We start from the raw sequence: 15,298 nt of genomic DNA, 5'->3' as shown, positions 1-15,298 counted from the left end.
CCTCGACTCACCGGCCTTCGAGTGTGCGCACTATCTGGCAGAGCGCGATGAACGCGGCGCCCCGGAAGAGGACGACGTCGGTCCCGAGGCGTCTGCCGGCGCGGACCTCGACGCGGGCCTCCCCCGTGGACTCGTCGCAGGTGACCGTCCCGTCGGCGGACGCCCGGTTCCGGAACGGGCGCCACTGGAAGCCGACCGGGTTGCCGCCGCCGACCTCGGACGCCCGCCGGGCCACGCCCAGCTCGGCACGGACGCGGGAGAGCGGGATGCCGGTGAGGGTGTGCGTCTGGGTGCCGTTCAGGGCGTTCGCGGAGACCTCGATGCCCAGTCCCCGCGCCACGCGTACCAGCGAGCGGGTCCGCCAGGCCGCCCACAGCAGGGAGAGCAGCAGCCACACCCCCACGATCTGAGCCGCCTCGCCCAGGGTCGGCCAGGCGATGCCGTCGTCGATGAAAACGATGACGCACATGATGACCATCAAGGGGGCGAAGTCGGCGAAGGTGCTTCGCAGCAGCCGTACGAACAGCCCTCTTCGCGGGGTCATATTCAGTCGCCGTTCTCCAGGTCGGTGTCGGGATCCAAGAGCAGGAAGCCGTGCGAAGGGCCTGCTTGACCAGGAATGACGAAGATCGTGACGCAGCCGTGATCGCAAACCGGCCGTCGGCCGGATTCAGATGCTCTTCACAGGCCCCCCGCATTCTCCCCGCATCCGCGATGATCTAAGGTCAGCCCACTACGGGCCCTTGCTCTGGAGCGCGACGTCGCCCGGGGGCCCGTCTCGAATGTGGGGAAACATGAGAAAGCTCGCCATAGGCGCCGCCCTGTCCGGCGCCCTGGCCCTGGCCGGCATCGCGGCGCCCGCCGCCTCCGCGGCCACTCCGAACCTGGTCTTCTCCGACGTCACCGTGAACAAGGGCAAGGCGATCGTCGTCGGCACCACCAAGACGGTGAGCGTGCCGGTGACGTACACCATGACCCGGCCCGCCGACCTGGTCATCGACAACAAGAAGACGTTCGCCGCGGTGATGCTCTACCGCGGCACGCTGAGGACGCTCGACAACGAGCTGGACCCGGAAGTCATGCCCACCTGCACGACGACCGCCACCACGGACACCACGGTCACCGAGAGCTGCACCGAGACCATCCCGGTCGACCCGGGCGACTACCTGTACGAGGCCGCGGACGCCACCACGTGGAAGGCCGGGGGCCTGTACGCCCACATCGACGGCACCCTCTCGGACGACTTCCTCAGCTCCGAGTCCGACGTGGCCATCTGGGGCAACCTCGGCACCGCGAAGGTGCAGCGCGCCGCCAAGCTGACCGCCGACGCCTCGCCGGAGCCGGTGGCCAAGGGCAGGACGATCACCGTCAAGGGCAAGCTGACCCGGGCGGACTGGGACTCCTCGTCGTACAAGGGCTACTCGGGGCAGAAGGCCGTCCTGCAGTTCCGCACCGAGGGCAGCAAGACCTACACGAACGTGAAGGCGATCACCTCCGGCACCGGCGGCGCCCTGTCCACCACGGTGAAGGCGTCGAAGAGCGGCTACTACCGGTACGTCTTCGCGGGTACGACGACCACCGCGGCGGCGACGGCCACCGGGGACTACATCCAGGTGAAGTAACGCTCCTGCTCCTGGGGCGCACGCAGACAGCAGGGCCCGTCCGGATCTTCCGGGCGGGCCCTTCGCATGTCCAAGCCCAGGTAACGACTGGGTTGCCGCCCCGGCGGGCTATTGACGCTCTCCTTCCGGCGGCCTACGTTTTCCAGCCAACAGGAAACTTTCCTAACAGTGATCAACGGATGGACGGTTCGAGCCGGTCACCCGGGGTGGACCGAACGTCCAGGTCACTGGGAAACTGAGCGGCTGGAAAGGCAGGTGTCGAACCCCATGGCAGGAACCGCCGGTACGCCGGGCACCCCTCGCGTGCTGCGCGCCATGAACGACCGCGCCGCACTGGACCTGCTGCTGGAGCACGGCCCGCTCTCGCGCACCCGGATCGGCAAGCTGACCGGCCTCTCCAAGCCGACCGCCTCCCAGCTCCTGGCCCGCCTGGAGGCGGCCGGGCTGGTACTGGCGACCGGCACCAGCGAGGGCCGGCCGGGCCCCAACGCCCAGCTGTACGCGGTGAACCCGCGCGCGGCCCACGCCGCCGGGCTTGACGTCAACCCGGGCCGGATCCGGGCCGCCGTCGCCGACGTCACCGGCCGCACCGTCGGCGAGTACGAGCTGCCGACCCCCGGCCGGCGCTCCGCGCAGTCCGTCGTACGGCAGGTCACCGACGCCCTCGACGGCGCCGTGAAGGCGGCCGGGCTGGCCCGGGACGACGTCCACCGGGTCGTCGTCGGCACGCCGGGCGCCTTCGACCCCAACACCGGCCGGCTGCGGTACGCCTCGCACCTGCCCGGCTGGCACTCCCCCGCGCTGCTCGACGAGCTCGCCGCCGCGCTGCCGATGCCGGTCGAGTACGAGAACGACGTCAACCTCGCCGCCATCGCCGAACAGCGGCTCGGCGCGGCCCGCGGCCACGGCGACTTCGTGCTGCTGTGGAACCAGGAGGGCCTCGGCGCCGCCCTGGTCCTCGGCGGCCGGCTGCACCGCGGCTGGACCGGCGGCGCCGGCGAGGTCGGCTTCCTGCCGGTGCCGGGCACCCCGCTGGTCCGCCAGGTCACCAAGGCCAACAGCGGCGGCTACCAGGAACTCGCCGGTTCGCAGGCCGTGCCCCGGCTGGCGCGCGAACTGGGCATCGAGGACCTGCCGGACGGGCCGTACGACGAGGTGGCCGCCGAACTCGTCGCGCGCGCCGCCGACCACGCCACCGGGCCCTACCACCAGTTGCTGCGGACCTACGCGACCCGGCTCGCCACCGGTCTCGCCTCCCTCGTCTCCGTCCTCGACCCCGAACTCGTCGTCCTCAGCGGCACCGCCCTGACCGCCGGCGGCGAGGTGCTGCGCGCCCTCGTCCAGGCCGAACTGGAGGAGCTGGCGGCCGCCCGGCCACGGCTCGTCGTCGGCGACGTCCGTCAACACCCCGTGTTGCGCGGCGCGCTGGAGAGCGCGCTCGCGACCACCCGCGACGAGGTCTTCGACACCTCGCGCTGAGCCCCCTCAGACCCCCGCACAGCCAGTCCTTCCCACGCTCACCGCCCGCCCCGGGAGATCTCGCCATGCCCATACCCTCCGCTGCCCGAAAGACGGCTTTTGCCCTGACCGCGGCGGCCAGTTCGCTGGCCCTGCTCACCGCCTGTACCGGCCAGTCGTCCTCCGGAGCCGACGACGACGCCTCCGCGAACACCACCATCAACTTCTGGCACGCCTGGAGCGCCCCGAACGAGGTGAAGGCGGTCAACGCGCTGATCGCCGGCTTCGAGAAGGCGCACCCCAACATCCACGTCAACGTCGTCAGCAACATGACCGACGACAAGATCAACCAGGCGCTGCGCAGCGGCGGCGACAAGGCCCCGGACGTCATCTCGTCGTTCACCACCAACAACGTGGGCAAGTTCTGCTCCTCGGGCGCGCTGGTCGACCTGAACCCGTTCTTCAAGAAGTCGGGCATCGACCCGGAGACGACGTTCCCGAAGGCGATGAACGAGTACACCCAGTACGACGGCAACCGCTGCTCGGCGCCGCTGCTCGGTGACGCGTACGGCCTCTACTACAACAAGACGGCGTTCAAGAAGGCCGGCATCACCAGCCCGCCGAAGACGTGGACCGAATTCCAGGCGGACGCCAAGAAACTGACGATCGCCCAGGGCGACAGCTACAAGCAGCTCGGTTTCATGCCGGACTACCACGGCTGGGAGACCACGACCGAGCACTACGAGGCGCAGTTCTCGCCGACGTACTTCACGTCCGACGGCAAGTCGAACATCGCCAAGGACCCCGCTTTCACCGAGGCGTTCACGCTGCAGAAGAACCTCGTCGACGAACTCGGCGGATTCCAGAAGCTGGAGAAGTACCGGGCGACGCTGGGCGACGAGTGGGGCGACAAGCACCCCTTCCAGACCGGCCAGGTCGCCATGCAGTTGGACGGCGAGTGGCGGCTCGGCATGGCCCTGGACGCCAAGACGAAGTTCGACATCGGCGTCGCCCCGCTGCCGGTGCCGGACGACCAGGTCGCGCAGTACGGCAAGGGCTACATCACCGGCACGATCGCCGGTATCGCCGCGAACAGCAAGAAGCAGAACGCGGCCTGGGAGTTCGTCAAGTACATCACCACGGACACGGACGCGGTGGTGAACTTCTCCAACGCCATCCACAACGTGCCGTCCACGCTGGCCGCCCTGAAGTCGCCGAAGCTTAAGTACGACCCGCGCTTCAAGACCTTCCTGGACATCGCCGCCAACCCGAACTCGACGACGTCCCCGGCCTCCATCAACGGCGGTGTGTACCTGGCGACGATCCAGAACTTCGGATACGACTACGAGAGCGGCAAGGTAAAGGACCTCAAGTCCGGCCTGGAGGACACGGCCAAGCAGATCGACACGGACATCGCGCAGGCGAAGTAGCGATGAGCACCATCACCCTGGCGTCGAAGCGCCGCAGGTCGGCGCTTCGGACGGTCGCCTTCATGTCGCCCTGGCTGATCGGGTTCGCGGTGTTCTTCGCGTACCCGCTGATCTCCACGGTCTATTTCTCCTTCATGCACTACGACGGCTTCAAGGCGCCGACGTGGACCGGCACGAAGAACTGGACGTACGTCTTCGAGCACTACCCGTACTTCTGGCCCGCGCTGCGCAACACCCTGTGGCTGGTGGTCGTGATGGTGTCGCTCCGGGTCGTCTTCGGGCTCGGCGTCGGCATGCTCATCACGAAGATCAAGACGGGTACGGGGGTCTTCCGCACCCTCTTCTACCTGCCCTACCTGGCCCCGCCGGTCGCGGCGACCATGGCGTTCGCGTTCCTGCTCAACCCCGGTACCGGGCCGGTCAACTCGATCCTGGAGAAGGTCGGCATCCCGGCCCCGGGCTGGTTCAACGACCCGACCTGGTCCAAGCCGGCCCTGACCCTGCTGGCCCTGTGGGGCGTCGGCGACCTGATGGTCATCTTCATGGCCGCACTGCTCGACGTGCCGAAGGAGCAGTACGAGGCCGCGGAGCTGGACGGCGCGTCGGCCTGGCAGCGCTTCCGGTTCGTGACCCTCCCGAACATCTCGCCGATCGTGATGTTCGCGGTCGTCACGGGTGTCATCCAGACGATGCAGTACTACACACAGCCGCTCATCGCCGGAAAGGTCGCCTCGGGTGTCATCCAGGGCGCGGGCACGCAGTTCGAGCCCGGCTATCCCGAGAAGTCGACGCTGACGCTCCCCCAACTCGTCTACAACCTCGGCTTCCAGCGCTTCGACTACGGCTCCGCGTGTGTCGTCGCCCTGGTGCTCTTCGCCCTGTCCATGGTGTTCACCGCGTTCCTGATGCGGCGCCGGGGCGGTCTCATCCAGGCAGGTGACTGACGATGACCCAAGTGCTGGACCGGCCGGCGGAGCTCAAGGCCCCGGTGTCGGAGGCCGAACGCACCGCCCGCCGCAAGGCGTTGCTGAACTGGGTGGCGGTGCACTCCCTCGGCGTCGCCGCCGCCCTGTTCTTCACCCTCCCCTTCGTGTTCGTGTTCCTGACCTCGCTGATGAGCGACAGCCAGGCGCTGAGCCGGGACCTGATCCCGCACACCTGGGAGTGGGGCAACTACAAGAAGGTGTTCGACACCCCAGGCTTCCTGACCTGGTGGAAGAACACCCTGATCTACGCCGGCCTGGGCACCGTCCTGACCGTCGTGTCCTCGCTGCCGGTGGCGTACGCGCTCGCCAAGTTCCGCTTCCGGGGCCGCAATCTGTCCCTGATGCTGGTGATCTCGATGATGATGCTGCCGCCGCAGGTGGTCATCATCCCGATGTACCTGTTCTGGGCGAAGCAGCTGGACCTCTCCGGCACCCTGTGGCCGCTGATCGTGCCGATGGCGTTCGGCGACGCGTTCTCCATCTTCCTGCTGCGCCAGTTCCTGATGACGATCCCCAACGAGTACCTGGACGCGGCGAAGGTGGACGGCTGCGGGGACCTCAGGACGCTGCTGCGCGTGGTGATCCCGATGGCGAAGCCGGGCATCGCCGCCGTCGCCCTCTTCCAGTTCTTCTACGCCTGGAACGACTACTTCGGCCCCCAGATCTACGCCTCGGAGAACCCGGGCGCCTGGACCCTCTCCTACGGCCTGGAGTCGTTCAAGGGCATGCACCACACCGACTGGAACCTGACCATGGCCGCGACCGTGCTGGTCATGGCCCCCGTGATCCTCGTCTTCTTCTTCGCCCAGAAGGCGTTCGTCGAGGGCGTCACGCTCACCGGAGTGAAGGGTTAACCCATACATGAAACTCACTGTGGTCGGCGGAGGCTCGACCTACACCCCGGAACTCATCGACGGTTTCGCCCGCCTGCGGGACAGCCTGCCCATCGAGGAACTGGTCCTCGTGGACCCGGCCGCCGAACGCCTGGAACTGGTGGGCGGACTGGCCCGCCGGATCTTCGCCAAGCAGGGCCACGGCGGCCGTATCGTCACCACCTCGGACCTGGACGCGGGCGTGGAGGGTGCCGACGCGGTGCTGCTCCAGCTGCGCGTCGGCGGCCAGGCGGCCAGGCAGCAGGACGAGACCTGGCCGCTGGAGTGCGGCTGCATCGGCCAGGAGACCACCGGCGCCGGCGGCCTGGCCAAGGCCCTGCGCACGGTTCCCGTCGTCCTGGACATCGCCGAACGCGTCCGCCGCACCAACCCGAACGCCTGGATCATCGACTTCACCAACCCGGTGGGGATCGTGACCCGCGCCCTGCTCCAGGCGGGCCACAAGGCGGTCGGGCTGTGCAACGTGGCGATCGGCTTCCAGCGGAAGTTCGCGAACCTGCTCGGTGTCACGCCGTCCGAGATCCACCTGGACCACCTCGGTCTCAACCACCTCACCTGGGAGACGGCGGTCCGCCTCGGCGGCCCCGAGGGCGAGAACGTCCTGCCCAAGCTGCTCGGGGAGCACGGCGACGCCATCGCCGCCGACCTCAAGCTGCCGACGGCGCTCCTCGACCGCCTGGGCGGCGTCATCCCGTCCTACTACCTGCGCTACTACTACGCGCACGACGAGGTGGTGCGGGAGCTGCGCACCAAGCCGTCCCGGGCGGAGGAAGTCGCCGCGATGGAGAAGCAGCTGCTGGAGATGTACGGCGACCCGGCCCTGGACGAGAAGCCGGAGCTGCTCGCCAAGCGGGGCGGCGCCTACTACTCGGAGGCGGCGGTCGACCTGGCCGCGGCGCTGCTCGGCAGCACCGGCAACCCCTACCAGGTGGTCAACACGTACAACGGCGGCACGCTGCCCTTCCTCCCCGACGACGCGGTGATCGAGGTCCAGGCGGCGGTGGGCGCGAACGGCCCGGTGCCGCTGCCCGTCCCGGACGTCGACCCGCTCTTCGCCGGGCTCGTCGCGAACGTGACGGCGTACGAGGAGCTGGCCCTGGAGGCGGCCCTGCGCGGCGGCCGGGACCGCGTCTTCCGCGCACTGCTCGCCCACCCGCTCATCGGCCAGTACGAGTACGCCGACGCCCTGACCGACCGACTGATCGCGCACAACCGGGAGCACCTCGCGTGGGCCTGACCGCAAGTGTCCTCGCCATCGACGCGGGCAACAGCAAGACCGACGTCGCGGTGGTGGCGGCGGACGGCGAGGTCCTCGCCACGGCCCGGGCCGGCGGCTTCCGGCCGCCGGTGGTGGGGGTGGAGCAGGCCGTGGACGAGGTGGCCACGGCGGTCGCCGAGGCGTACGGCGCCGCCGGGGTCACCTCGGCCGCCCACGTCTCGGCGTGCCTGGCCAACGCCGACTTCCCCTTCGAGGAGGAGCAGTTGGCCGCCGCGCTGGCCACGCGCGCGTGGGGGGCGACGGTGGCGGTCCGCAACGACACCTTCGCGATCCTCCGGGCCGGTGTCACCGAGCCGCGCGGGGTTGCCGTCGTGTGCGGCGCCGGCATCAACTGCGTCGGCATGCGCCCCGACGGCCGTACCGCCCGCTTCCCCGCCCTCGGCCGCATCTCCGGTGACTGGGGCGGCGGTTGGGGGCTGGCGGAGGAGGCGCTGTGGCACGCGGCACGCGCGGAGGACGGCCGCGGGGAGCGTACGGCCCTGGCCCGCGCGCTCCCCGCGTACTTCGGGTACGACAGCATGCTCGCGCTGATCGAGGCGCTGCACCGGGAGGAGGTCGAGCCCGCCCGACGCCACGAGTTGACGCCCGTGCTGTTCGCGACGGCGGCCGACGGCGACCCGGTGGCCCGGGCGGTCGTGGACCGGCTGGCGCAGGAGGTGGTGGCCATGGCGGTGGTCGCGCTGACCCGCCTGGAGCTGCTGGACGAGGAGACGCCGGTGCTGCTGGGGGGCGGGGTGCTGGCGGGCGGACATCCGCAACTCGACGACGGGGTGCGCGAGTTGCTGGCGGCGCGGGCGCCGAAGGCGGTACCGAGGGTGGTGACGGCGCGGCCGGTGCTGGGGGCGGCGCTGCTGGGGCTGGATGTGGTGGGGGCGGGGGTGTCGGTGCAGGAGAGGGTGCGGGCGTATTTCGAGGGGTGATCAGGGGTCGGGGCGGGGGCGGGGGGTGTCGCTTACCGGCGCCGGCGGGGTGCCTCCCCCAGCCTTCGGCCGGGGGGACCCCCAGCGCCCACCCGTGCCGCCCCAGCGGCACGACTGCCCGCAGCTATGTCTTTCAGGGGCGCGGGGAACTGCGCGACCAGCCCCCACGCACCCGCGCCCCGGAACGCACCGTCACCACCCCTCCGGAACCGAACCGATTCCCCCGGCGTATTCATGGGCAGGGGTTCCGCTGCGATCCGATCAAGATCCAGTGAAGGCCGGTGCCGAATGTCAGTCCGGGCGGCGATACTGGGCGGCGACCGGATGACCATGGGGGAGGTCAAGTGACACACCCGCCGACGAAGAGCGCGGCACCGCCAGGCGCGGGCGCAGCCCTGCCCGCGCAGCGGACCGGCTCCCCCACGCCCGAGGCGGCGCCCCCGCGCCGCCGCTCCGCGTTCGCGGAGGGCGTCGATCAGCTGCGCACCGCCGCCACCACCGAACCCGGCCGGCTCCGCGTCATCGGCGCCGTCCTCGCCGTGCTGATCGTCGCCTTCGGTGCCGTCACCGCCTGGCAGATGACCGACCGCGCGGCCGCCGCCGACGACGTGCTGCACCGCAGCCAGCCGCTGAGTTCGGGCGCCGCCGACATCTACCGTTCGCTGGCGGACGCCAACACCACGGCCTCCAGCGGCTTCCTGGCGGGCGGTCAGGAGACGCCCGCCTCCCGCGCGCGGTACGAGAAGGACATCCGGACCGCCGCCGCCAGGCTGGTCACCGCCGCCGCCAACTCCGAGCCCGGCTCCCCCGCCGAGGCGGCCGTGGCGAAGCTGAACACGCTGCTGCCGGAGTACAAGGGGCTGGTGGAGCGGGCCCGGGTGTACAACCGGCAGGGCTACCCGGTCGGCGGCGCGTACCTGCGGTACGCGAACGAGAAGATGCAGCAGGAGATGCTCCCGACGGCGGAGGACCTCTACACCGAGGAGAACGCGCGTCTCGCCTCCGACTACTCGGACGCGACGCCGTACCCCTGGGCGGCGATCGTCCTCGGCCTCCTCGCGCTCGCCGCACTCGCCTGGGCCCAGCTGCGCCACTACCGCCGGACCAACCGCCTGCTGAACCACGGCCTGGTCGCGGCCTCCGCGGCCACCGTCGTCACGCTGCTGTGGCTGGTCGTCGGCCACACCGTCGCCCGCTCCGGCCTGGACGGCTCCTACGACCACGGCGTCCGCTCGCTGAACGTGCTGCACGACGCCCGGATCGCCTCCCTGAAGGCGCGCGGGAACGAGAACCTGAGCCTGGTGGCACGCGGCGCCGAGACGGTCACCGTCGGCGGGCAGACGTACGACGCGTACTACTACGACTTCGACAAGGACATGGACACGCTCGGCAAGGGCCTCACCGAGGCCGCGGCGCTCGCGAAGAACACGGCCGGCAGCAAGCCCGTCGTGGCCGCCGAGGGGAACATGAAGGTGTGGAAGGAGCGGCACGCCGCCGCCCGCACCGAGGACGAGAACGGCGACTACCAGGCGGCGCTGGACAAGGTGATCGGCACGAAGGACGCGACCGCCGAGTGCTTCGACAGCGTCGACACGAACCTGAAGAACGCGCTGGCGTACGAGGAGACCGAGTTCAAGGAGCAGGCCACCGACGGGCGGGACGCCATGTCCGGGCTGCCGATCGGTGCCGCCATGCTGGGAGTCGCGGCGGCGGCCGGCGCGCTGTTCGGCATCGGGCGCAGGCTTTCGGAGTACCGGTGAGAGGGGGCGTGGCGATGTTCGTGCGGAGGATGAGGGTCTCCCTGCGCGGCTGGGGCGGGGTGGGCGCGATGGCGGTCGGCTGCGCCCTGGCGCTGGCGTTCTACCTGCTGCTGCCGCTCACCCAGTCCCGCGGAGCCGGCGGGCAGGGCGAGGGGCTCGGCGGTCCGGGGCTGGCCACCGGCAGCCCGGCGAAGGCCGACAAGTGCGTGGACTCCCAGGCGCAGAACGAGACCTGGTCGCCGTCGGGCGCGGACGGGTCCACCATCGACGCCATCAAGGCCCGTACCGGCGCCAAGCGGAAGCTGATCGTCGGCGTCGACCAGAACAGCTACCGCTGGGGCTACCGCAACCCGAACACCTCGGACGCGGAGCTGGAGGGTTTCGACATCGACCTGGTGCACCGGATCGCCCAGGACATCCTCGGCGACCCGAACGCGGTGCAGTTCAAGGCGATTCCGACGAGCCAGCGGATCCCGGCGATCCAGGACGGCCGCGTCGACATGGTGGTGCGCACGATGACCATCAACTGCACGCGGCTCGACGATGTCGCGTTCTCCGCGCCGTACTTCAAGACCGGGCAGCAGGTCCTCGCCCCCAAGTCGTCGTCGATCACGGGCTACAACGACACGCTCGCGCACAAGAAGATCTGCACGGCGGCCGGTTCGACGGCGTACACCAAGCTGGACGCCGACAGGAAGTCCGGGAAGCTGGCCGCCTCGGCGGACATCTCCACCACCGTCCCCAACCAACTCGACTGCCTGGTGCGGCTGCAGCTCGGCGAGGCCGACGCGGTGGTCACCGACGGCGCGCTGGCCGCCAGCCAGGCCGCCCAGGACCCGACGGTCGAGCTCAAGGGCGCCGCCTTCACGACCGAGTACTACGGGGTGGCGATGAAGAAGGACGCGACCGATCTGGTCCGCAGGGTCAACCAGATCCTGGTGGAGTACCGGTCCGACGGCTGGCAGGCGTCGTACGACAAGTGGTTGTCGGCGACACTGGGAGCGGACTCGACGGCGTCGAAACCACCCGCGCCGCAGTACCTGCGCACCAGCTGACCCGCATCCGCGAGGCCCAGCCCCGACGAGCAAGCGAGAGGTGATCGATGGGCGTCACGGACCCCGCCGGGCCGCTGATGGACCGGGACGAGGTGGACCGTGCGCTGGCGCGGCTCGGCGCGGAGCACGAGGCGATCGAGACCTCGCTGCTCGCCCTGCAGGACCACGCGGGCCGCAGGCTCCTCGAAGGCGCCGAGCTGACCGGGACGACCCGGGAGCGGTGGACGTCCGCCGAGGCCTCGATCACCCTGCTGTGGGCCTATTTCGACGCCTACACGGACGCGTTGCGCTCCGCCCGGGAGATCAGGGCCCGGCGCCGCTGGTCCAGCCGTGAGGACCTGGTGGAGCTGACCGAGCTGCTGCGCGGCGAGTCGGTGACGGTGGCGGGCAGCGCGACCGCGACGGCGAACGCGCCGACCCTGCTGTCCGCGGCCGGCCGGCTCAGCGAGCGCTTCTCGCTGACCACCCTGGTCGACCGGATGAACGAGCTGTACGCGACCTCGCTGGACATGGTCGTCACCGCCGACGCGGTGTGGTCGGCGTTGCCCGCGCGGATCGATTTACTCGCCGCCGAGCTGCAGCGCACCCGCAAGCTGGCGCACTCCGTCGGCGTGCGCCCCGGCGAGCACCCGGCGGGCGACGACCTGGAGCGGATCACCCGCACGCTGACGAAGCTGCGCGAGGACGTGGTCTCCGACCCGCTGGCGTTCTGGGTTCCGGCGCCGGGGAGTTCGGCGCCGGGCGGCGGCCGGCCCGACACCACGGTGTACGACCGGGAGGCGCAGGCGCTGGAGGAGGTGCGGCGGGAGATCGACGCCGTGCTGACGGTACGGCAGGACGCCGAGGCCCGGCTGATCAAGCTGCGGGACGTGCTGTCCCGCGCGGACCGCACCCTCGCCGAGGCGCGCACGGCACGGGGTGAGGTGCTGGCGAAGATCGCGGCGACCGAGGTGCCGGTGGTCAGCGGCCCGCCGACCGTGCTGCAGGAGCAGCTGGCGGCGGCCGCCGAGTACCGCAGAGGGGCCCAGTGGCACCGTCTGTCGCCGCTCCTTGAGTCTCTGGAGCAGAAGGCGGAGGACGAACTGCTGCGGGCCCGTGAGTCGTTGACGGCGGTCACCGCGCCGCTCGCGGTGCGGGCGGAGCTGCGCGGCCGGCTGGACGCGTACAAGGCGAAGGTGGCCCGGCACGGGCTGGCGGAGGACCCGTTCCTCATCGAGCGGTACGACGCGGCCCGGCGGATGTTGTGGAGTGCGCCCTGCGATCTCAGGGTCGCGGAGCAGGCGGTGCTGCGCTATCAGCAGTCGGTGGCCGAGGCGCTGGGGGCGCCGCGGGTGCCGCAGCAGAGCGGGCCCGAGGACCGGAGGGGGGAGTAAGCCGTGAGTCAGGCGGGAGAGCCGTGCCAGCGGCCGGGCTGTGAGGGATCGTACGAGGACGTGGGCGGCGGTGAGCTGTACTGCGACACCTGCGGTCTGGCCCCGGTCGTCTCGGCGAGCGGTATGGTCGGCTCGCCGCCCACCGGGATCACGGCGGGCGGCAGGGGTTCGACGGGCAGCGGCAGTTCGGGTTCCAGCAGCCGCAGCAGCCGGAGCAGTTCGCGTACGTCGTCGCAGTCGTCGAAGTCGCGCCGTTCGGTCTCCGGGCGGCTGTCGCGGTCCCTGTCGGGCAAGTCGACGGGCCGTTCGGTGTCGGTGCGCAGCTCCGGTTCCTCGGCGAGCACGTCCGGGCGCAGCCGGTTGGGAGCGGGCCTGGTCACGGTGCCGCAGGTGCCGAAGCCGGACCCGCGCGAGATGGTCCTGGAGAACCCCGAGGTGCCGGAGCGGAAGCGGTTCTGCTCGCGGGCGGACTGCGGGGCGCCGGTGGGCCGGGCCCGCGGGGAGCGGCCGGGCCGGACCGAGGGCTTCTGCACCAAGTGCGGCAACCCGTACTCGTTCGTGCCCAAGCTCAAGGGCGGCGACGTGGTGCACGGCCAGTACGAGGTCGTGGGCTGTCTCGCGCACGGCGGGCTGGGCTGGATCTACCTCGCGGTGGACCGGGCCGTCTCCGACCGCTGGGTGGTCCTCAAGGGCCTCCTGGACACCGGCGACCAGGACGCGATGGCCGCGGCGATCTCCGAGCGGCGGTTCCTCGCGGAGATCGAGCACGCCAACATCGTGCGGATCTACAACTTCGTCGAGCACCTGGACCAGCGCACCGGCTCCCTCGACGGCTACATCGTCATGGAGTACGTCGGCGGCAAGTCCCTGAAGGAGATCGCCAACGACCGCCGTACCCCGGAGGGCCGCCGCGACCCGCTGCCGGTGGAGCAGGCCTGTGCTTATGGCATCGAGGCTCTTGAGGCCCTCGGCCACCTGCACAGCCGCAACCTGCTCTACTGCGACTTCAAGGTCGACAACGCCATCCAGACCGAGGACCAGCTCAAGCTGATCGACATGGGCGCGGTGCGCAGGATGGACGACGACGAGTCGGCCATCTACGGCACGGTCGGCTACCAGGCGCCCGAGGTCGCCGAGGTCGGCCCGTCCGTCGCCTCCGACCTGTACACGGTCGGCCGTACCCTCGCCGTCCTCGCCTTCGACTTCCAGGGCTACACGACCGTCTTCGTGGACTCCCTGCCCGACCCGGACAACATCGAGGTCTTCCGGCAGTACGAGTCGTTCTACCGGCTGCTGGTCCGGGCCACCGACCCCGACCCGGCCCGCCGGTTCGCCTCCGCACAGGAGATGGCCGAGCAGCTGACCGGCGTGCTGCGCGAGGTCGTCTCGGTGCAGACCGGCACGGCCCGGCCCGCGCTGTCCACGCTGTTCGGGCCCGAGGTGAAGGTCACGGACACCGAGCTGTTCCCGAAGCTGGACGGGGACGTGTCCCGGCTGGGCGGGCGGACGGTGGCCTCCAGAACGCTGGCGCTGGACCCGTCGGGGCCGGCCGCGGCCCCGGCCGACCCGGCTCTGGTGAAGCCCATCGCCACCCCGGCCGCCGCGCTCGCCCTGCCGGTGCCGCTGGTCGACCAGAGCGACCCGAACGCCGGTTTCCTGGCGGGCCTGTCCACCTCGCTGGTGGGCGAGGTCAGCCTGCTCAGCGCGCTGGCCGCGGCACCGACGCAGACGGTCGAGACCGAGCTGCGGCAGGTCCGCGCCCGGCTGGAGAACGGCGACTTCGAGGCCGCGCTGGTGAGCCTCGGCCGGCTGGAGGACGAGCGGCCCGACGACTGGCGGGTGGTCTGGTGCCGGGGCGTGGCCGGCCTGGTCACCGGCGACTTCGAGGGCGCGGCGCTGTCCTTCGACGCGATCTACGACGCCTTCCCCGGCGAGACCGCGCCGAAGCTGGCGCTCGGCCTGTGCGCGGAGGTGCTCGGCCAGCTGGACAACGCGGCCGAGTACTACCGGCTGGTGTGGGCGACCGACCCGGGCTTCGTCAGCTCCGCGTTCGACCTGGGCCGGGTGCAGCTGGCGGGCGGGGACCGGCGGGGTGCCGTACGGACGCTGGAGTCGGTGCCGGAGGCCTCGATCCACTACACGGCGGCCCGGGTGGCGGCCGTACGGGCGCGGCTGCGGCACCGGACCGCGGCGGCCGACGACACGCCGTTCCTGGACGACCTGACGGCCGCCGCCGGGCAGATCGAGGCGCTGGACGCGTACGGTCTGGATCCGGCCCGGCGCGAGCAGTTGTCGGCGGAAGTCCTCGGCTGCGCGCTGGACTGGATACTCTCCGGGGGCCAGGACTCCCAGCCCACTGTCGGCGGCCGGGTGCTGCTGGGCAGCGGTCTGGACGAGCGGGGCCTCCGCTTCGGCCTGGAACGCTCGTACCGCACGCTGGCCAGACTGGCGACCGGCGGTGAGGAGAGGATCGACCTGGTGGAACGGGCCAACCGTTACCGCCCCCGGACGTGGGTGTAGTT

Annotated in this window: 13 protein-coding genes; 11 read left to right on the top strand and 2 right to left on the bottom strand. The window is 70.9% G+C overall.

Features of this window, described 5'->3' with window-relative positions:
- Nucleotides 1-7 precede the first annotated feature (7 nt).
- On the bottom strand, nucleotides 8-544 hold the full coding sequence (locus ABT137_RS00355; RefSeq protein ID WP_351700095.1) for a hypothetical protein: 537 nt from the start codon (nucleotides 542-544) through the stop codon (nucleotides 8-10).
- 250 nt (nucleotides 545-794) lie between these two features.
- Between ABT137_RS00355 and ABT137_RS00350 the strand changes: the two genes are divergently transcribed.
- The 10 genes from ABT137_RS00350 to ABT137_RS00305 all read left to right on the top strand — a co-directional run bounded on the left by ABT137_RS00350 (nucleotide 795) and on the right by ABT137_RS00305 (nucleotide 12,776).
- Entirely contained in the window at nucleotides 795-1,622 is an 828-nt protein-coding gene (locus ABT137_RS00350) for a hypothetical protein (RefSeq protein ID WP_351700093.1), read from the top strand.
- 267 nt (nucleotides 1,623-1,889) lie between these two features.
- A complete protein-coding gene (locus ABT137_RS00345; RefSeq protein WP_351700091.1) occupies nucleotides 1,890-3,101 on the top strand; it encodes an ROK family transcriptional regulator in 1,212 nt (403 codons plus the stop codon).
- A gap of 65 nt (nucleotides 3,102-3,166) precedes the next feature.
- Nucleotides 3,167-4,510 carry an ABC transporter substrate-binding protein gene (locus ABT137_RS00340; protein ID WP_351700089.1) on the top strand — a complete coding sequence of 448 codons (1,344 nt, stop codon included), beginning with the start codon at nucleotides 3,167-3,169 and terminating at the stop codon, nucleotides 4,508-4,510.
- 2 nt (nucleotides 4,511-4,512) lie between these two features.
- Entirely contained in the window at nucleotides 4,513-5,454 is a 942-nt protein-coding gene (locus tag ABT137_RS00335; protein WP_351700087.1) for a carbohydrate ABC transporter permease, read from the top strand.
- Nucleotides 5,455-5,456: 2 nt separating this feature from the next.
- A complete protein-coding gene (locus ABT137_RS00330) occupies nucleotides 5,457-6,350 on the top strand; it encodes a carbohydrate ABC transporter permease (protein WP_089107451.1) in 894 nt (297 codons plus the stop codon).
- Nucleotides 6,351-6,357: 7 nt separating this feature from the next.
- The gene (locus ABT137_RS00325; protein ID WP_351700085.1) at nucleotides 6,358-7,626 is read left to right on the top strand and encodes a 6-phospho-beta-glucosidase; all 1,269 of its coding nucleotides are present in this window, start codon (nucleotides 6,358-6,360) and stop codon (nucleotides 7,624-7,626) included.
- A complete protein-coding gene (locus tag ABT137_RS00320) occupies nucleotides 7,617-8,588 on the top strand; it encodes an N-acetylglucosamine kinase (protein WP_351700083.1) in 972 nt (323 codons plus the stop codon). The genes ABT137_RS00325 and ABT137_RS00320 overlap by 10 nt, the downstream gene beginning before the upstream one ends.
- 344 nt (nucleotides 8,589-8,932) lie before the next feature.
- Nucleotides 8,933-10,348: a GlnX family signal transduction membrane protein gene (locus ABT137_RS00315; protein WP_502984442.1), complete on the top strand. Its 1,416-nt coding sequence runs from the start codon at nucleotides 8,933-8,935 to the stop codon at nucleotides 10,346-10,348.
- Nucleotides 10,349-10,362: 14 nt separating this feature from the next.
- A complete protein-coding gene (locus ABT137_RS00310) occupies nucleotides 10,363-11,403 on the top strand; it encodes a glutamate ABC transporter substrate-binding protein (protein ID WP_351700081.1) in 1,041 nt (346 codons plus the stop codon).
- Between the two features lie 47 nt (nucleotides 11,404-11,450).
- On the top strand, nucleotides 11,451-12,776 hold the full coding sequence (locus ABT137_RS00305) for a hypothetical protein (RefSeq protein ID WP_351700080.1): 1,326 nt from the start codon (nucleotides 11,451-11,453) through the stop codon (nucleotides 12,774-12,776).
- Between the two features lie 8 nt (nucleotides 12,777-12,784).
- Here ABT137_RS00305 and ABT137_RS51000 read toward each other — a convergent pair whose 3' ends face one another.
- Nucleotides 12,785-13,156, bottom strand: a complete 372-nt coding sequence (locus ABT137_RS51000; protein ID WP_502984441.1) for a hypothetical protein — start codon at nucleotides 13,154-13,156, stop codon at nucleotides 12,785-12,787.
- 10 nt (nucleotides 13,157-13,166) lie between these two features.
- On the opposite strand from ABT137_RS51000, the gene ABT137_RS00300 reads away from it, so the two are divergent.
- Nucleotides 13,167-15,296, top strand: coding sequence for a serine/threonine-protein kinase (locus tag ABT137_RS00300; RefSeq protein WP_502984440.1), 2,130 nt, complete (start codon nucleotides 13,167-13,169; stop codon nucleotides 15,294-15,296).
- The last annotated feature ends 2 nt before the right edge of the window (nucleotides 15,297-15,298 follow it).

This window comes from Streptomyces sp. NPDC001980 (assembly GCF_040296885.1).
Lineage (GTDB): Bacteria > Actinomycetota > Actinomycetes > Streptomycetales > Streptomycetaceae > Streptomyces.
The sequence above is the reverse complement of the archived record's forward strand: the minus strand, read 5'-3'. Positions and strand labels throughout refer to the sequence as shown.

What these genes read in the sequence shown, in the direction of transcription:
- ABT137_RS00355 (WP_351700095.1), bottom strand. Translation starts at nt 544, where the DNA reads ATGACCCCGCGAAGAGGGCTGTTCGTACGGCTGCTGCGAAGCACCTTC.
- ABT137_RS00350 (WP_351700093.1), top strand. Translation starts at nt 795, where the DNA reads ATGAGAAAGCTCGCCATAGGCGCCGCCCTGTCCGGCGCCCTGGCCCTG.
- ABT137_RS00345 (WP_351700091.1), top strand. Translation starts at nt 1,890, where the DNA reads ATGGCAGGAACCGCCGGTACGCCGGGCACCCCTCGCGTGCTGCGCGCC.
- ABT137_RS00340 (WP_351700089.1), top strand. Translation starts at nt 3,167, where the DNA reads ATGCCCATACCCTCCGCTGCCCGAAAGACGGCTTTTGCCCTGACCGCG.
- ABT137_RS00335 (WP_351700087.1), top strand. Translation starts at nt 4,513, where the DNA reads ATGAGCACCATCACCCTGGCGTCGAAGCGCCGCAGGTCGGCGCTTCGG.
- ABT137_RS00330 (WP_089107451.1), top strand. Translation starts at nt 5,457, where the DNA reads ATGACCCAAGTGCTGGACCGGCCGGCGGAGCTCAAGGCCCCGGTGTCG.
- ABT137_RS00325 (WP_351700085.1), top strand. Translation starts at nt 6,358, where the DNA reads ATGAAACTCACTGTGGTCGGCGGAGGCTCGACCTACACCCCGGAACTC.
- ABT137_RS00310 (WP_351700081.1), top strand. Translation starts at nt 10,363, where the DNA reads ATGTTCGTGCGGAGGATGAGGGTCTCCCTGCGCGGCTGGGGCGGGGTG.
- ABT137_RS00305 (WP_351700080.1), top strand. Translation starts at nt 11,451, where the DNA reads ATGGGCGTCACGGACCCCGCCGGGCCGCTGATGGACCGGGACGAGGTG.